This is a genomic window from Pseudomonas sp. FGI182, from assembly GCF_000511325.1.
Lineage (GTDB): Bacteria > Pseudomonadota > Gammaproteobacteria > Pseudomonadales > Pseudomonadaceae > Aquipseudomonas > Aquipseudomonas putida_Z.
Map to the genome: position 1 here is coordinate 4334993 of NZ_CP007012.1, position 14768 is coordinate 4349760.

Here is a 14768-nt window from a genome sequence, read left to right on the forward strand (position 1 = left end):
CCTCGCCTACCGCTTAAGGAAGCCCCGATGTCCCAGGTCACCAACACGCCTTACGAAGCCCTCGAAGTCGGCCAGAAGGCCGAGTACAAGAAGTCCGTCGAAGAACGCGACATCCAGTTGTTCGCCGCGATGTCCGGTGACCACAACCCGGTACACCTGGACGCCGAGTTCGCTGCCAAGAGCATGTTCCGCGAGCGCATTGCCCACGGCATGTTCAGCGGCGCGCTGATCAGTGCTGCAGTGGCCTGCACCTTGCCTGGCCCTGGCACCATCTACCTGGGCCAGCAGATGAGCTTCCAGAAGCCGGTGAAAATTGGCGATACCCTGACCGTGCGCCTGGAAATCCTGGAGAAGCTGCCCAAGTTCAAGGTGCGCATCGCCACCAATGTGTACAACCAGAATGATGAGCTGGTGGTCCAGGGCGAGGCCGAGATCCTCGCACCGCGCAAGCAGCAGACCGTCGAGCTGGTGTCGCCGCCGAATTTTGTGGCTAGCTGAAAAGTGATGTAGGCAGTACCGGCCTCTTCGCGGGCACGCCCGCTCCCACAGGTTTTCCACTGGTTTGAAGGGTATGCAATCCCTGTGGGAGCGGGCGTGCCCGCGAAGAGGCCAGTCCAGCCAACATCATTCGATAGCCTGCAACCGCCGCTCGATATGCCTGCGCTCCGGCTCCTGCCGGGTCAGCGCCAGAGCCTGCCGCCAGGCCGCCCGGGCCTCTTCCATATGCCCCAGCTGGAAATGCAGCTCACCCCGCGTCGCATGCGCCAGGTGATAGTCCAGCAACTCTCCCCTCGCCAGAATCCCTTCAACTACCCGCAGCCCAACCTCCGGCCCATCCCGCTTCGCCAGCGCCACGGCCCTGTTCAGTTCTACCACTGCTGACGGCCAATGCCGCTGCAGCACGTCATACAGCCCGACGATCTCCGCCCAGTCGGTCGCTTCGGCCGTAGCCGCCTCGGCATGCACCGCCGCAATCGCCGCCTGCACGGTATAGGCACCGAACGCCCGGCTTTGCAGGGCCTGGCGCACCAGTTCACAGCCTTCGGCAATGCGTTGCCGGTCCCACAGGCTACGGTCCTGCTGCTCCAGCAACACCAGGTTGCCCCGGCCATCGGTACGCGCCCGCTGCCGGGACGCCTGCAGCAACATCAGGGCCAGCAGGCCGACCGCCTCCGGGTCGGGCAGCAACTGCACCAGCAGGCGCGCCAGGCGAATGGCTTCATCGCTCAGCTCCTGCTGCAACAACGCCTCGCCCGACGACGCCGAATAGCCCTCGTTGAACACCAGGTAGATCACCCGCAGCACGCTCTCCAGGCGCTCGGGCAGTTCGTTCAGCTCCGGCACCTGATAAGGGATGCCGGCATCGCGGATCTTGGCCTTGGCGCGCACGATACGCTGGGCGATGGTGGCCGGGCTCTGCAGGAAAGCACGGGCGATCTGCTCGGTGGTCAGGTCGCAGACTTCACGCAGGGTCAGCGGCACCTGGGCATCGGCGGACAAGGCCGGGTGGCAGCAGGTGAAGATCAGCCGCAGGCGGTCGTCGGCCAGCAGTTCTTCCTCGCTGGGGTCCTGCGCCTGGCCGTCGAGCAGCATGCTCAGGTCCGCCTGGGAACGGTCGAAACGGGCGCGCCGGCGCAGCGCATCGATGGCCTTGAAGCGGCCGGTGGACACCAGCCACGCCCGCGGGTTATCGGGGATACCGTCGCGCTGCCAGCGCTCGACGGCGATGAAGAAGGCATCGTGCATGGCCTCCTCGGCCAGGTCGAAATCACCCAGCAGGCGGATCAGCGTCGCCAGGATGCGCCGTGACTCGCTCCGGTAGACCGCCTCGACCTCGGCGCGCACCTGCGCCAGTGCCGTCATCAGTCGGGCATCCGCTGGGTCACCACCTCCACCAGGCGGTCCAGGCTCTCTCCCCAACCCTGGTGGAAGCCCATTTCCTCATGGGCGCGGCAATCGGCGGCATTCCAGTGCCAGGCGCGGGCGGTGTAGCGGGTTTTGCCCTGCTCCTCGTCAAAACTGATCACGGCAGTCATGAAGGCCTTGTCCGAAGGCACCCAGCCTGGGCCGAAGGCATCGGTGAACACCAGCCGCCGCGGCGCGGCGATCTCCAGAAACACGCCCTGGTTCGGGTACTCGCTGCCATCCGGCGCCCGCATCAGGGTGCGGAACAGGCCACCGGTCCACAACTGCATCTCGCACTCCGGGGTGGTCATGCCGTGCGGCCCCCACCACTGCATCAGCCACTGGGGCTCGGTCCAGGCGCGGAACACCTTGGCCGGTGGCGCGTCGATCAGGCGGCTGATGGACAACTCGTGTTGCGCTTGCGCGGGGTGTGCAAGGCTCATGCTGGTAGGTCTCCATTGCTGTCAGGGTTGCAGTTCGCGCACCGGCCGCACCTCGACACTGCCGACCCGCGCGGCGGGGATGCCCTTGGCGATGTTCAGCGCCTCGTTCAGGTCGCGGGCTTCCACCAGGTAGAAGCCCGCCAGTTGCTCCTTGGTCTCGGCGAACGGGCCGTCGGTCAGGCTCATGTGCCCGTTGCGCATGCGCACTGTGGTGGCGGTCTGCACCGGCTTCAGCGCCTCGGCCGCCAGCATTCGCCCGGAGCCTTGGATGGATTCGGCATACGCCATGCATTCGGCGTCTTCCGGGCTGTCGGGCAGGCTGTGCAACAGCCCCTCGTCACAATAGACCAGGCACAGGTATTTCATGGTCGCCTCCAGGGCATTGGCAAAGTGCGTTTGGCGATAACGGCTCAGGGCTTGAGATCGAACAGGGCTTTCTGGGTTTCCATGTCGAATGGCGCCGACCAGTGTTCGTGGATTACCTGCCACTGGCCACCTTGACGACGATAGCCCACGGTGGCGCGCATGAAGCCGCACTGGCTTTCGTTGTCCGCGGGGCCACAGCGGTTAAGCCAGTGCGCTAGGGCCAGGTCGCCAGCGGCATGCACGGTAAGTTCGGCGAATTCGAAAACCATCGGGCCGGGGCACATGCCCATGCACATTTCCCAGTGCGCCTGGTAGGTTGCCTTGCCTTTGAATTGCAGGGCCTGGATGGCATCGAAGGCGACAATATCGTCGGCATAGGGAGCGACAATGTTGGGGATGTCGCGGTCGCGCACGGCCTGCATCCAGCGCTCGATCAATTGGCGGATCTCGGTTTCGGCTGCGGTGCTCATCGGGGGTTCCTCCGACAGGTCATGGGTGATTGGGCACGGGGTGCAACGTGCTCTCACCTATGGTCGAACGGGGGACGGAGGAATCGACAGGTCGAGGAAATTATTCTGGGTTGGGTGTGGTTTGAAATGCATATCGGGGGATTGCGTAGGGGCGACAAGGTGCATGCCTTGGGTGATGTGGCGCCTGTGAGACCGAGCGCCGCCCGCGCGGCGCTTCGCAGCACAAGGCTGCTCCTACATTTGTTTCGGGCCAATTAATCCTGAGGCAAAGGCGCGCGGTCCCTTGGCGTCCACCTCGATATCGTGTCGGACAAACAAGGCGTTCGCGTGCTCTGGCACAGGCGTTACTGGCCAGAAACAGATGTAGGAGCAGCCTTGTGCTGCGAAGCGCCGCGCGGGCGGCGCTCGATCTCACAGGCGCTGAAAATGCTGTGGCGGGCCCTTGGCGGGCTCAACCCTGCTGGCACCCCTCACCCATGGCCCGGTACTGGATGGTGTGCACCTGGCCCTGGTGGTCTTCGTAGGTCATGGTCGCAGGCACCACTTCGCAGACGTTGGGGATGGTCGACAGGTTGATCACCCGCTTGATGTCCAGGTTCATGGAGTAGTCGTACTGCTGGGCGACGGGCTCGCTGGAGACGGGTCTGGCCTCATCGGCGAGGGCGAACGAGGACATACCGACCAATGCAAGAATCAGTAATGGTTTCATGTGAGTTTGCCTTTTGAGCATTCAAGCTGATCGATTGACTTCTATTGCCGTGCCCGGCGCGGAGAAGTTGCCATCTGCGGTGAAGATGGCACGAAGTACCGATCCCGCTTCGTACTGCCAGTGGGGATGGGTAAAAGTCTACTCCCGGCCTAGAATAGTTGAACCCCGAACTCGGACATTCACCCTTGCCAGATATGCAACAATCTGCGACAAGTTCACCGCAAAACATTGGGCCAGAGCCTCTGGCCACCTTTCAGGGCAGGTCGCGCAATTTCTGAAAATTTGTACTGTTCAAAACTTTCGGCCCCGGAACGCCGGCTGCTGGACCACTTTTACCGCCAGCACGGCTCACGCATGCGTGCTGCGGGCGATGCTGAGCTGTGGGTGGCGCGGGGCCCCGGCATCATCGCAGGCTTGAGCCTGAGCCCGGTGGGCGATGGCTTCTGGCTGACCGGGTTGTTCGTCGACCCGCAGCGGCGCAGCCAAGGTGTGGCCGGGCGGTTGGTCGAGGCGGCGCTGGCGCAGGCTGGCGGGCCCACCTGGCTGTTCTGCCACCCGGACCTTGCGCCCTTCTACCAGCGCGTGGGCTTCGACATCGCCCAGCAGCTGCCGGAAGCCTTGGCTGGCCGCCTGCAGCGCTACCAGCGCAGCAAGCGGCTGGTGGCACTGCAACGGGGTCAGTCGTCGCTGGCGTCGAGCCCGGGGAACAGCACCTCGGTGTAGCCGAACCGGGAAAAGTCCTGGATGCGTGACGGGTACAGCCGACCGATCAGGTGGTCACATTCATGCTGCACCACCCGCGCATGGAAGCCGTCGGCAAAGCGATTGATCGGGTTGCCCTGGGGGTCGATGCCTTCATAGCAGATGTGCTTGAAACGCGGCACCACGCCGCGCAGGCCGGGTACCGACAGGCAGCCTTCCCAACCGTCCTCGATCTCGCTGGACGTCGGCGTGATGACCGGGTTGAGCAGGATGGTCTGCGGCACCGGTTCGGCATCCGGGTAACGCTCGCTGCGCTCGAAGCCGAAGATCACCAGCTGCAGGTCGATGCCGATCTGCGGTGCGGCCAGGCCCACGCCGCCCACATGGCGCATGGTTTCGAACATGTCGTCGATCAATTGCTGCAGTTCGGCACTGCCGAGCATGTGCTCGGGCACTGGCGGGGCGATGCGCAGCAGGCGTTCGTCGCCCATCTTGAGAATGTCACGGATCATCGGGGGTTCGGCTCGGAAGATTGCTGCTCGCTCGGTACAGGGTGCTCATGGCCCAGCACGGTAATGGTTTCGCGGGCCTTGTGCTCATCGGCGTCCTTCTCGCCAGGGTTCTTGCCCTCGCTCGACATGTGCTCGATCACTGCGTTCATCTCCGCGCCCAGCAGCAAAACGGCGGCGGAGATATAGAAATACAGCAATAGCACGATGATTGCACCGATACTGCCGTACATGGCGTTGTAGTCGGCAAAGGTCTTCACATAGTAGGCAAAGCCCAGCGAGGCCAAGATCCACACCACCACCGCCAGCACCGAGCCCGGGGTGATGAAGCGGAACTGCTGCTTCACATCGGGCATCACGTAGTAGATCAGCGCCACCGCCACCATCATCAGGATGATGATCGCCGGCCAGCGCAGGATGGTCCACACCGTGACGATCACCTCCTGCATGCCGACCTGGGCGGCAATCCACTCCATCACCTGCGGCCCCAGCACCATCAGCGCCGCAGCCACCAGCAACATGCCGGCAATGCCCACGGTGTAGATGATCGACAACGGAATGCGCTTCCACACCGGGCGGCCCTCGGGCACATCGTAGGCGGCGTTCATCGCGCTCATCATCAGGCGCACACCGGCCGATGCGGTCCATAAGGCAATCACGATACCCACCGACAACAGCCCGCCCTTGGACTGCTGCAACTGGTCGATCACCGGGTTCACCTGCTCCAGCGCCTGGGGTGGCAGCACCAGTTCCGATTGCAGGCGCAGCCAGGAGAAGAAGTCCGGCAGGTGCAGGAAACCGATCAGGGCGATCAGGAACAGCAGGAACGGGAACAACGAGAACAGCATCTGGTAGGCCAGTGCGGAAGCGTAGGTCGACATCTCGTCGTCGAGGAATTCCTTGACGGTGCGTACCAGCACGCGGTGCAGGGGCAGGCCGCGCAGGTCGGGGAAAATCATAGCGTCTCCTTTCGCCGCTCGATTCGTGTGTACCACGGTAAGTCTAATAGACCATGCCGCTGCTGTGCTGATCCCGGCCATGCTGCAAGAATTTGCTTACGCCAGTAGCGGCCTCTTCGCGGGCACGCCCGCTCCCACAGGTACTGCACAGTGCTTGAAATCTGTTCGGTACCTGTGGGAGCGGGCGAGCCCGCGAAAAGGCCGGGACAGGCCACTCACATCAAGGCTTTTTCACCGCGTCCTTCACGTTGCCCTTGATCTGTTGCCCCTCGCCCTTGAGCTCCTGCGCTTCTCCCTCGGCCCGCAGCCGCTCGTTGTCGGTCACTTTGCCGACACCCTGCTTGACGTTGCCGATCGCTTCGTTGGCCAGGCCTTTCGCTTTGTCTTTGGTACCGCTCATGGCAAAACTCCTGCAATTGGGGGCACGTGGACCGTGCCGACAGTCGGTGGACCCGACGCCTTCGCCAAGCGTTCCAACAGTTTTTTCGCCCTCGAGCCGAACGGCAAGGCGGTTGGCAAACCTTGCCCCGCTACCCGCCACCCCTCACAATGCAGGCCTTCATAGCGTCAACCCGCAGGAACCTGCATGAAACTCGACAAACCCGCCGCCATCGCCCGGCGTAACGAAGCACTGGCCCGCCCGGTGCTAACCAGCAGCAACACCCTGTTCGCCATCCTCGATCGCAAGCGCAACCTGTGGTGGTTCGAGGTGCCGGTGGCGCTGCTGCGCAAGGGCCAGCCCGACTGGGTCAACCTGCTGCTGCACACCCCGGAAAGCGACGAGCTGCAGCACCTGAAGGTGCCGACCAACTTCCTGCGCGCTCACCAGGAACAGATGGAAGTGCGCAACCCCGGCAAGCGCCGCTCGACCATCAGCCTGGCCCTCAGCGCCGACCGCGACTCGCTGCTGCGCGACACCCGCCCGGGTGGCGAGCAGCTGGACTTCCGTACCTTCGTGCAGGCCTGATCAGGCCTTCTCGATGCGATCGTCATGGATGACGATGCGGCCCTGCTTGAACAACCCGCCAATGGCCTTCTTGAAGTTGCCCTTGCTGACGTTGAACAGCTTGCTGATCAGCGCCGGGTCGCTCTTGTCGCACACCCCCAGCACCCCGCCTTCGGCCTCCAGGCGCGCCATGATCTGCTCCTGCAGGCTGTCGGCCAGTGCAGCACCCACCGGTTGCAGGCTCAAGGCGATCTTGCCGTCCGCGCGCACTTCCTTGATGAAGCCCTTCTCGTGCATGCCCGAGCGCAGGAACTTGAACACCTCGTTCTTGTGGATCAGGCCCCAGTGGCGGTTGTTGATGATCGCCTTGAAGCCCATCGGCGTCTCGCCGGCCACCAGCAGCTCGACCGGCTGGCCTACCTGGTAGTCCGCCGGGGTGCGGTCCAGGTAACGGTCCAGGCGTGAGGTGGCGGTGATGCGGCGGGTGCGCTTGTCGAGGTACACGTGCACCACGCAGTAGTCGCCGATCTTCAGCGGCCGCGCCTCTTCCGAGTACGGCATCAGCAGGTCCTTGGACAGGCCCCAGTCGAGGAAGATGCCGGCACCGTTGATGTCCTTGACCTTGAGGCTGGCGAACTCGCCAACCTGCACCTTGGGCTTCTCGGTGGTGGCGATCAGCTGGTCTTCGCTGTCCAGGTAGATGAACACGTTCAGCCAGTCATCCACTTCGGTTTCGGCGTTTTTCGGGATGTAGCGCCCGGGCAGCAGGATCTCGCCGTCGGCGCCGCCGTCCAGGTACAGGCCGAAGTCCACGTGTTTCACGATTTGCAAACTGTTGTAACGCCCAAGCAGAGCCATTTCCGATGTTCCTCAAGACAAGGCGGCTATTCTACACCTGAAGCCAGCGCGCCGCCCGACCGCTGATGCAGTGGAACCGTCAGCGTCCCTCTTGCGTCTACCGTCTGGCCAGCACCGCAAGGAACAGCCCATGCCGCTACGCCTGTCCAAAGCCCTGCTCGTCGCCATCGGCTGCGCCCTGGCCCTGGCCGCCTGCAGCCGTATCGACCTGGCCTACCGCAACCTCGACCGCCTGGTGCCGTGGTCGCTGGGCGACTACCTGGCCATGAACAGCGAGCAGAAGGCCATGCTTGACGACCGCCTGCGGGAGCACCTGGCCTGGCATTGCAAGACCCAGCTGCCTGGTTACCTCGACTGGCTGGACCGGGTACGCGGCATGGTCGCCGACGACCAGGTGACCGACCAGGCCCTGCAGCAGCGTACCCGCGAAGCACGCGAGGCGATTGGCCGGGTAGCCGAGGAAATCACCCCTTCGGCCACCGAGTTGCTGCGCGGCATGAGCGATAGCCAGGTGGCGGAGATGCGCGAGGCATTCCGCGAGGACATCAGCGAACGGCAGAAGAAGTATGTGGATACGCCGTTGGACAAGCAGATCGCCCGCCGTTCCGAACGCATGGAGAAACGCCTGACGCCGTGGTTTGGCGAGCTGACCGCGGTACAGAAGCAGCGCGTGCAGGCCTGGTCCCAGGCGCTGGGCGACCAGAACCGCGAATGGATCGCCAACCGCGCGCACTGGCAGCAGCAATTGCTGCTGGCGATGAACCAGCGCAACGACGCCAGCTTCGAGCCACGCCTGGCGACGTTGTTGCAGCGCAAGGAGAGTTTGTGGACGCCGGAGTACCGGGCGGCGTATCAGAATACCGAGCAGCAGGCGCGCAGCTTGCTAGTGGACCTGGTGCACCAGAGTACCCCGCAGCAGCGGCGGTACCTGCAGGAACGGTTGGGCAAGGTGCGTACCGATTTCAGTGAATTGAAGTGTTTGAAGGGGTAATTGGGAAAAGCTGGCCCGGCCTCTTCGCGGGCTTGCCCGCTCCCACAGGGACCTCACTGGTTTCGAATCCTGTGCCGTACCTGTGGGAGCGGGTTTACCCGCGAAGGGGTCAGGCCTGCCAAAGCCCAGTCACCGCCCCTTGCGCCGATACGGAAACACATCGATCACCTTCCCGTCACGAATCGCCGCCTGCAGCCCCTTCCAGTAATCCGCGTCGTACAACTCCCCATGCAGGCGGCTGAACAAGCGCCGCTGGCCGATATCGGCAAACAGGAACGGCGGGAACTCCTCGGGGAACACGTCATGCGGCCCGATCGAGTACCACGGCTCGCCCGACATCTCGTCCTCCGGGTAACGCGGCGGCGGGATATGGCGGAAGTTCACCTCGGTCAGGAAGCTGATCTCGTCATAGTCATAGAACACCACCCGGCCATGGCGGGTAACGCCAAAGTTCTTCAGCAGCATGTCGCCAGGAAAAATGTTCGCCGCCGCCAGCTGCTTGATGGCCAGGCCGTAATCCTCCAGGGCCTCCAGCACCTGGCCCTCGCTGGCGTGCTCCAGGTACAGGTTCAGCGGCGTCATGCGCCGCTCGGTCCAGCAGTGGCGGATCAGCACCGTGTCACCCTCCAGCGCCACGGTCGATGGCGCCACCTCCAGCAGTTCGGCCAGGCACTCCGGCTCGAACTTGCTGCGCGGGAAGCGAAAATCGGCGAACTCCTGGGTATCGGCCATGCGCCCGACGCGGTCGACGCTTTTCACCAGCCGGTACTTGTCGATCACCGTGGCACGGTCGACCGTCTTCGACGGTGAAAAGCGGTCCTTGATGATCTTGAACACGGTGTTGAAGCCCGGCAGGGTGAACACGCTCATGACCATGCCGCGAACCCCGGGCGCCATGACGAAGCGGTCGTCGCTGCTGGCCAGGTGGTTGATCAGCGCCCGGTAGAACTCCGACTTGCCGTGCTTGTAGAAACCGATGGAGGTGTACAGCTCGGCCACGTGCTTGCCCGGCAAGATGCGCTTGAGGAAGTTGACGAACTCCGCCGGCACCGGCACATCGACCATGAAGTACGAGCGGGTGAAGGAAAAGATGATCGACACCTCGGCCTCGTCGGTGATCAGCGCATCGGCCTCGATACCGTGCCCTTCGCGGTGCAGCAGCGGGATTACCAGCGGCCACTGCTCGTCGCTGTTGAACAGCCGGCCGACCAGGTAGGCGCCCTTGTTGCGGTACAGCACCGGCGAAAACAGCTCCACCGCCAGGGTCGGGTCCTTGCATACCCAGTCCGGCAGGCAGTCACGCAGTTGATCTTCCAGGCGCGCCAGGTCGCCTTCCAGGTCGCCGTACGGCACTTCGAACGGGTAATCGCTGAACACCGCCCGCAGCAGGCTCTTGAGCCCAGCATCAGGCCGATAGGTACGGGTTTGCGCGGCGCGCTCACGGCTGCGCATGGACGGTCGGGTGGTGTGGATGAACATGCAGCCGTCGCTGATCAGGTCGTGGCTGAACAGGCTGCAGAACAGCGAGTTGTACCAGGTCTCGGACAGCTCGTCGTCCAGCCTTGGGTCGATCAGGTGGATATAGGCGTTCTTCACCAGCGGCCATTGTTCCACATCCAGCAGCACGTCCTCGGCAAAGCCCTGGCGCAGCCAGCCGTTGACCTCGGCAACCTTCTCTTCATAGAGATTGATGCGGGCGGCGGAGGCACGCTGGATATCCTGCCAGCGCGCCTGCTCGAAGCGCTTGCGGGCACCGAGGGTGATGCGCTGGAAATGGTCGCGGTAGTTGTCGAAGCCGGCGAGGATCATCCGGGCGATTTCGACAGCGGGCCAGGGCTGGGGCATGCGAGGACCTCGGTGCGGTGTTGAGTTACAGAGCTTAGTCGCCTCTTGGTTTTTGCGGAGCCTGTGCCGGCCTCTTCGCGGGCTTGCCCGCTCCCACAGGATTACCACTGGGCCGAGCATTGCAGAGAACCTGTGGGAGCGGGCGTGCCCGCGAAGAGGCCGGCACAGGTTTACACCGCAAGAAAGCACAAGAATCCCCAGCCCCCCTGGCGTACACTCGCGCCCCTGCCCTGCCTCCGGAGACCGTTGTGAGCCCCATCGCCCTAGCCCGCCTGCTGACCCTTGCCGCCGTCTGGGGGGCGAGCTTCCTGTTCATGCGCATCATCGCCCCCGAGCTTGGCACGGTGCCGACGGCGTTCTTCCGTGTGTCCATCGCCTGCCTGGGCCTGGTTGCACTGCTCGCTGCCGCCCGCGTGCGCTGGGACTTCCAGGGCAAGCTCGGCGCCTGCCTGGTGCTGGGCATGATCAACTCCGGTATCCCCGCCACGTTCTACTCCGTGGCCGCCCAGGTGCTGCCCGCCGGCTACTCGGCAATCTTCAACGCCACCACGCCGCTGATGGGTGTGCTGATCGGCGTGCTGTTCTTCCGCGAACCGATGACCCTGGCCAAGCTCTGCGGCATCTTCCTGGGCCTGTTCGGCGTCGGCATCCTCAGCGGCGCCGGCCCGGTGGCCCTGGACCTGGCCCTGCTGCAAGGCGCCCTCGCCTGCCTGGCGGCCACCACCTGCTACGGCTTTGCCGGCTTCCTCGCCCGCCGCTGGGTCAGCGGCCTGGACAGCCGCCTGTCGGCACTGGGCAGCATGCTCGGCGCCACCCTGATGCTGAGCCCGCTGTTCGCCTGGAGCGCGCTGAGCCAGCCACCCGCCAGCTGGGGCGGCTGGCAGGTGTGGCTGTCGCTGCTGGGGCTGGGCCTGCTGTGCACAGCGTTCGCCTACATCCTGTACTTCCGCCTGCTGGAGGAGATCGGCCCGGTCAAGGCCAGCACCGTGACCTTCCTGATCCCGGTATTCGGCGTATTGTGGGGGGCGTGGCTGCTGGACGAACCGTTGTCGATGGCGCACCTGTACGGCGGCCTGCTGATTGGCCTGGCATTGTGGCTGGTGCTGCGCCCGGCACGCAGCTGAAGCGGGGGGTACAGGATGAACGACGCGTACAAGAAGGTCCTGTTCCGCCTGGAGCAGGACGAAAACGGCTACCCGCCCGCCTCGGTCGAGGGCCTGTGGGCCAAGGCCGTGGAAGGCGGCTATGCCGTCGACAACATTCCCTTCCATGTCTACGGCATCGCCCCGGGCGACGTGATCGGCACCCGTGAGGAAGCCGGCGAAACCTGGTTCGCCGAACTGCGCCACAGCAGCGGCAGCTCGGTGTTCCGGGTTATCGTCAAGCCCCCGGAAACCCTTGACCAGGTACGCGCGGCCTTGCACGACTTCGGCTGCAACTGCGAAACCGAGCAGGCGGTGAAGATGCTGGCGGTCGAGGTCCCGCCGCAGCGCTCGCTCGACACCTTGCTCTACTACCTGCTCACCCAGCGCGAAGCCGGCCTGCTGGACTTCGAGGAAGGCGTACTGCGCCACGCCATCCCCGAAGAATTCCGCTAGGGCCTACGCCTCGGCCAGGCGCGCGGCGGGCTTGCGGAACACGAACAGCAAGCCCACCACGATCAGCCCCATGCCCAGCAGGCTGAGCGGCGCCAGGCGGTTGCCGAAGATCAGCAGGTCCATCACCGCGGTCACTGCCGGCACCAGGTAGAACAGGCTGGTGACATTGACCAGGTTACCCTTGGCGATCAGCCGGTACAGCAGCAGGGTCGCCAGTAGCGAGACCACCAGCCCCATCCACAGCAGCGCGCCGACGAAACCGCCAGTCCACTCCACATGCAGCGGCTGCAGCGGCGCGAACAATGCGCACATGGCAAAGCCGGCCAGGTACTGTAGCGGCAGCGTGCCCATGGGGTTGTCGGTGATGCGCTTCTGCAGGATCGAGCCAAAGGTCATGCTGGCCAGCGCCAGCAAGGCGAACAGCATCCCCGCCAGCGACACCCCGCCCAGGTTGATGCCCTGGTAGACCACCATGATCAACCCGCCAAGCCCCAACCCCAGGCCGAACAAGCGGCTCCAGGAGCGCCGGCGCTCCATCAGCACCACGGTCAGGATCGGTTGTACCCCCATCACCGTGGCCATGATGCCGGGGGTGACATGGGTATCGAGCGCCAGCAGGTAGAAGATCTGGTAGGCGCCGAGCAGCACACAGCCGGTGCCCATGGCCCGCAGGATGGCCCCGCGACTGCGCGGCCAGCGCAGCCCCAGCAACGGGCCGATCAGCAGCAGGCCGGCCAGGGCCAGCGCCGAGCGCAACAGCAGGAAGGCAAACGGGCTGGCATGCGCCAGGCCGAGTTTGGAGACGATTGCCCCGCTGCTCCACAGCAGGACGAACAGGCTGGTAGTGGCCGCCGAGGCCACGGATGCTTTGCTAAAGACAGACATGTATTGCCACCTGATTCAAGGCGAATAAGCCAGACGGACGGCGTGCGCTTCAGCGTGGGAAGTCGCCGACCGTGTTCAGTAGGTTGCGTGTGCGAAGGGATGCGGCCAGAAGCCGATCAGCCCAGCACGACCACGCAAGGAGGCGGAGCTACGCCGCCTACGACGCCACTGACAGGTGGTGGTGGATAGTGACTGATCATCGCCGGCTGCTGGCAGCCACGCACGACCATGCCCGCGACTGGCGCGATGGCAAAGCTTGTGGTGGTTGGGCTGGCTGGCATGAACAGGTCTTCGGGAAGAATGCAGTGGGCTGGACTATAGCCCGGTGCCAGGCAGCTGGCAACCTCCCCAAACTCAACCTTGCGCATATCACAGTGGGGCAACTGTCCTGCTCAATCTCGAAGCTTCCGCGATCCCTGTGGGAGCGGGCGCGCCCGCGAACACCGGCGAAGCCGGTGCCATACACCGCGTCGCCTGCTTCGCGGGCATGCCCGCTCCCACAGGGGTTTACGCAACCTTCAAGTTTTGAGCAAGCCAGCCGCGACCATAGGGGCCGCGTCTCTATTGGTTAATTTCTCACCACCCCGATTCGTCTGAATGCGAAACGCAGCCCGCATTCACCCGTTTCGAGGACCACCGATGAACGTATCCGCCTGGCTCTACCGGCCAGCCCAGATCACCTGCCTGCTGCTGGTCAGCGCCTACGCCCACGCCGCCAAGCCCGGCGACGTGTTCAAAGACTGCAAGGACTGCCCCGAGATGGTCGTGCTGCCCGCCGGCAGCTACGTCATGGGGGCCCCCGACGACGAAGTCGGCCGCCAGCCCGACGAGGGCCCGCTGCACACCGTGACCTTCGCCAAGCCCTTCGCCATGAGCCGCTATCAGGTAACCGCCGGCGAGCTGGACGCCTATATCAAGGCCACCGGCACCGTCATCAAGAGCGGCGACGACCGCCCCGGCCGCTGGTGCGAAGCCAGCAAGCCCAGCTACAAGCAAGGCCCCCGCCAGCCGGCGGTGTGCGTCGACTACGACGAAGTGCAGGCCTATACCCGATGGCTGGCGAAAACCACCGGCAAGCCATACCGCATGGTCAGCGAAGCCGAACGCGAATATGCCGCCCGTGGCGGCTCCAGCGGCCCGTTCCCCTTCCCCTTCGACGAACCGGGCAAGTACGAGATCAGCAAGCACGCCAACACCTATGGCCCCAAGGACGGGCATACCTTCACCGCCCCGGTGGGCAGCTACCCGCCCAATGCCTTCGGCATGTACGACATGCACGGCAACGTCTACGAATGGGTCGCCGACTGCTACCACGACAGCTACGAAGGCGCCCCCACCGACGGCAGCGCCTGGATCCAGGACCCCAAGTGCATCCGCGCGCACATGCGCGGCAACGACTGGGGCGAGCCGCCGATCTTCTCCCGCTCGGCCAACCGCAACGACCGCCTCAAGACCACCCGCGGGGATTTCCTCGGCTTTCGCGTAGCACGCGAACTGTGAAGTTGTGACGCGGTTAACGCAGCACCGGCCAAAAAAATCGCCAATAAGAATCGTTCCGGTTTTTCACAGGTGCTGCGTCCTA

Annotated in this window: 19 protein-coding genes; 7 read left to right on the top strand and 12 right to left on the bottom strand. The window is 64.3% G+C overall.

All coding sequences use genetic code 11. The features are described 5' to 3' along the window. Window positions 1-27: 27 nt before the first annotated feature. On the top strand, window positions 28-498 hold the full coding sequence (locus C163_RS19110; protein WP_012273633.1) for a MaoC family dehydratase: 471 nt from the start codon (window positions 28-30) through the stop codon (window positions 496-498). A gap of 126 nt (window positions 499-624) precedes the next feature. Here the strand turns inward: C163_RS19110 and C163_RS19115 are convergent, their stop codons facing one another. The 5 genes from C163_RS19115 to C163_RS19135 all read right to left on the bottom strand — a co-directional run bounded on the left by C163_RS19115 (window position 625) and on the right by C163_RS19135 (window position 3893). After that, window positions 625-1863: an RNA polymerase sigma factor gene (locus C163_RS19115; RefSeq protein WP_025340182.1), complete on the bottom strand. Its 1239-nt coding sequence runs from the start codon at window positions 1861-1863 to the stop codon at window positions 625-627. Beyond that, window positions 1863-2348 (bottom strand): SRPBCC family protein, encoded by a 486-nt coding sequence (locus C163_RS19120; protein WP_025340183.1) that lies wholly within the window; start codon window positions 2346-2348, stop codon window positions 1863-1865. The genes C163_RS19115 and C163_RS19120 overlap by 1 nt, the downstream gene beginning before the upstream one ends. 21 nt (window positions 2349-2369) lie before the next feature. Next, window positions 2370-2714, bottom strand: a complete 345-nt coding sequence (locus tag C163_RS19125) for a YciI family protein (protein ID WP_013973721.1) — start codon at window positions 2712-2714, stop codon at window positions 2370-2372. A 44-nt stretch (window positions 2715-2758) separates the two neighbouring features. Then, window positions 2759-3184 (bottom strand): nuclear transport factor 2 family protein, encoded by a 426-nt coding sequence (locus C163_RS19130; protein ID WP_025340184.1) that lies wholly within the window; start codon window positions 3182-3184, stop codon window positions 2759-2761. A 451-nt stretch (window positions 3185-3635) separates the two neighbouring features. Beyond that, a complete protein-coding gene (locus C163_RS19135; RefSeq protein ID WP_004375752.1) occupies window positions 3636-3893 on the bottom strand; it encodes a DUF2790 domain-containing protein in 258 nt (85 codons plus the stop codon). Between the two features lie 354 nt (window positions 3894-4247). Between C163_RS19135 and C163_RS19140 the strand changes: the two genes are divergently transcribed. Beyond that, window positions 4248-4616 carry a GNAT family N-acetyltransferase gene (locus C163_RS19140; protein ID WP_025340185.1) on the top strand — a complete coding sequence of 123 codons (369 nt, stop codon included), beginning with the start codon at window positions 4248-4250 and terminating at the stop codon, window positions 4614-4616. On the opposite strand, the gene def is transcribed toward C163_RS19140, so the two are convergent. From def to C163_RS19155, 3 genes are all read right to left on the bottom strand, one after another. Beyond that, complete coding sequence (def, locus tag C163_RS19145; protein ID WP_013973724.1) at window positions 4571-5107, bottom strand: peptide deformylase; 537 nt, start codon at window positions 5105-5107, stop codon at window positions 4571-4573. The genes C163_RS19140 and def overlap by 46 nt on opposite strands. After that, complete coding sequence (locus C163_RS19150) at window positions 5104-6063, bottom strand: YihY/virulence factor BrkB family protein (RefSeq protein WP_025340186.1); 960 nt, start codon at window positions 6061-6063, stop codon at window positions 5104-5106. The genes def and C163_RS19150 overlap by 4 nt, the downstream gene beginning before the upstream one ends. Window positions 6064-6283: 220 nt before the next feature. Beyond that, window positions 6284-6463, bottom strand: a complete 180-nt coding sequence (locus C163_RS19155) for a CsbD family protein (RefSeq protein WP_015271319.1) — start codon at window positions 6461-6463, stop codon at window positions 6284-6286. A gap of 186 nt (window positions 6464-6649) precedes the next feature. On the opposite strand from C163_RS19155, the gene C163_RS19160 reads away from it, so the two are divergent. Continuing rightward, complete coding sequence (locus C163_RS19160) at window positions 6650-7030, top strand: hypothetical protein (RefSeq protein ID WP_013973727.1); 381 nt, start codon at window positions 6650-6652, stop codon at window positions 7028-7030. Here the strand turns inward: C163_RS19160 and C163_RS19165 are convergent, their stop codons facing one another. After that, window positions 7031-7867, bottom strand: coding sequence for a S1 RNA-binding domain-containing protein (locus C163_RS19165; protein ID WP_013973728.1), 837 nt, complete (start codon window positions 7865-7867; stop codon window positions 7031-7033). Window positions 7868-7997: 130 nt separating this feature from the next. Here C163_RS19165 and C163_RS19170 point away from each other — a divergent pair, with 130 nt between their 5' ends. After that, on the top strand, window positions 7998-8858 hold the full coding sequence (locus C163_RS19170; RefSeq protein WP_025340187.1) for a DUF6279 family lipoprotein: 861 nt from the start codon (window positions 7998-8000) through the stop codon (window positions 8856-8858). A 129-nt stretch (window positions 8859-8987) separates the two neighbouring features. On the opposite strand, the gene aceK is transcribed toward C163_RS19170, so the two are convergent. Next, window positions 8988-10703 carry a bifunctional isocitrate dehydrogenase kinase/phosphatase gene (aceK, locus tag C163_RS19175; protein WP_025340188.1) on the bottom strand — a complete coding sequence of 572 codons (1716 nt, stop codon included), beginning with the start codon at window positions 10701-10703 and terminating at the stop codon, window positions 8988-8990. A gap of 248 nt (window positions 10704-10951) precedes the next feature. Between aceK and C163_RS19180 the strand changes: the two genes are divergently transcribed. Together C163_RS19180 and C163_RS19185 are read left to right on the top strand one after the other, a co-directional pair. Next, entirely contained in the window at window positions 10952-11827 is an 876-nt protein-coding gene (locus tag C163_RS19180) for a DMT family transporter (protein ID WP_025340189.1), read from the top strand. A gap of 15 nt (window positions 11828-11842) precedes the next feature. Continuing rightward, a complete protein-coding gene (locus C163_RS19185; RefSeq protein ID WP_025340190.1) occupies window positions 11843-12301 on the top strand; it encodes a DUF4265 domain-containing protein in 459 nt (152 codons plus the stop codon). Window positions 12302-12304: 3 nt separating this feature from the next. Here the strand turns inward: C163_RS19185 and C163_RS19190 are convergent, their stop codons facing one another. Beyond that, complete coding sequence (locus tag C163_RS19190) at window positions 12305-13186, bottom strand: DMT family transporter (RefSeq protein WP_025340191.1); 882 nt, start codon at window positions 13184-13186, stop codon at window positions 12305-12307. Window positions 13187-13302: 116 nt separating this feature from the next. After that, complete coding sequence (locus C163_RS27365) at window positions 13303-13467, bottom strand: hypothetical protein (protein WP_177325769.1); 165 nt, start codon at window positions 13465-13467, stop codon at window positions 13303-13305. 358 nt (window positions 13468-13825) lie between these two features. Here C163_RS27365 and C163_RS19195 point away from each other — a divergent pair, with 358 nt between their 5' ends. After that, the gene (locus C163_RS19195) at window positions 13826-14686 is read left to right on the top strand and encodes a formylglycine-generating enzyme family protein (RefSeq protein WP_025340192.1); all 861 of its coding nucleotides are present in this window, start codon (window positions 13826-13828) and stop codon (window positions 14684-14686) included. Window positions 14687-14768: the final 82 nt, after the last annotated feature.

Coding starts and splice junctions, on each gene's coding strand:
- C163_RS19110 (WP_012273633.1), top strand. CDS start 28: ATGTCCCAGGTCACCAACACGCCTTACGAAGCCCTCGAAGTCGGCCAG.
- C163_RS19115 (WP_025340182.1), bottom strand. CDS start 1,863: ATGACGGCACTGGCGCAGGTGCGCGCCGAGGTCGAGGCGGTCTACCGG.
- C163_RS19120 (WP_025340183.1), bottom strand. CDS start 2,348: ATGAGCCTTGCACACCCCGCGCAAGCGCAACACGAGTTGTCCATCAGC.
- C163_RS19125 (WP_013973721.1), bottom strand. CDS start 2,714: ATGAAATACCTGTGCCTGGTCTATTGTGACGAGGGGCTGTTGCACAGC.
- C163_RS19130 (WP_025340184.1), bottom strand. CDS start 3,184: ATGAGCACCGCAGCCGAAACCGAGATCCGCCAATTGATCGAGCGCTGG.
- C163_RS19135 (WP_004375752.1), bottom strand. CDS start 3,893: ATGAAACCATTACTGATTCTTGCATTGGTCGGTATGTCCTCGTTCGCC.
- C163_RS19140 (WP_025340185.1), top strand. CDS start 4,248: ATGCGTGCTGCGGGCGATGCTGAGCTGTGGGTGGCGCGGGGCCCCGGC.
- def (WP_013973724.1), bottom strand. CDS start 5,107: ATGATCCGTGACATTCTCAAGATGGGCGACGAACGCCTGCTGCGCATC.
- C163_RS19150 (WP_025340186.1), bottom strand. CDS start 6,063: ATGATTTTCCCCGACCTGCGCGGCCTGCCCCTGCACCGCGTGCTGGTA.
- C163_RS19155 (WP_015271319.1), bottom strand. CDS start 6,463: ATGAGCGGTACCAAAGACAAAGCGAAAGGCCTGGCCAACGAAGCGATC.
- C163_RS19160 (WP_013973727.1), top strand. CDS start 6,650: ATGAAACTCGACAAACCCGCCGCCATCGCCCGGCGTAACGAAGCACTG.
- C163_RS19165 (WP_013973728.1), bottom strand. CDS start 7,867: ATGGCTCTGCTTGGGCGTTACAACAGTTTGCAAATCGTGAAACACGTG.
- C163_RS19170 (WP_025340187.1), top strand. CDS start 7,998: ATGCCGCTACGCCTGTCCAAAGCCCTGCTCGTCGCCATCGGCTGCGCC.
- aceK (WP_025340188.1), bottom strand. CDS start 10,703: ATGCCCCAGCCCTGGCCCGCTGTCGAAATCGCCCGGATGATCCTCGCC.
- C163_RS19185 (WP_025340190.1), top strand. CDS start 11,843: ATGAACGACGCGTACAAGAAGGTCCTGTTCCGCCTGGAGCAGGACGAA.
- C163_RS19190 (WP_025340191.1), bottom strand. CDS start 13,186: ATGTCTGTCTTTAGCAAAGCATCCGTGGCCTCGGCGGCCACTACCAGC.
- C163_RS27365 (WP_177325769.1), bottom strand. CDS start 13,467: ATGCCAGCCAGCCCAACCACCACAAGCTTTGCCATCGCGCCAGTCGCG.
- C163_RS19195 (WP_025340192.1), top strand. CDS start 13,826: ATGAACGTATCCGCCTGGCTCTACCGGCCAGCCCAGATCACCTGCCTG.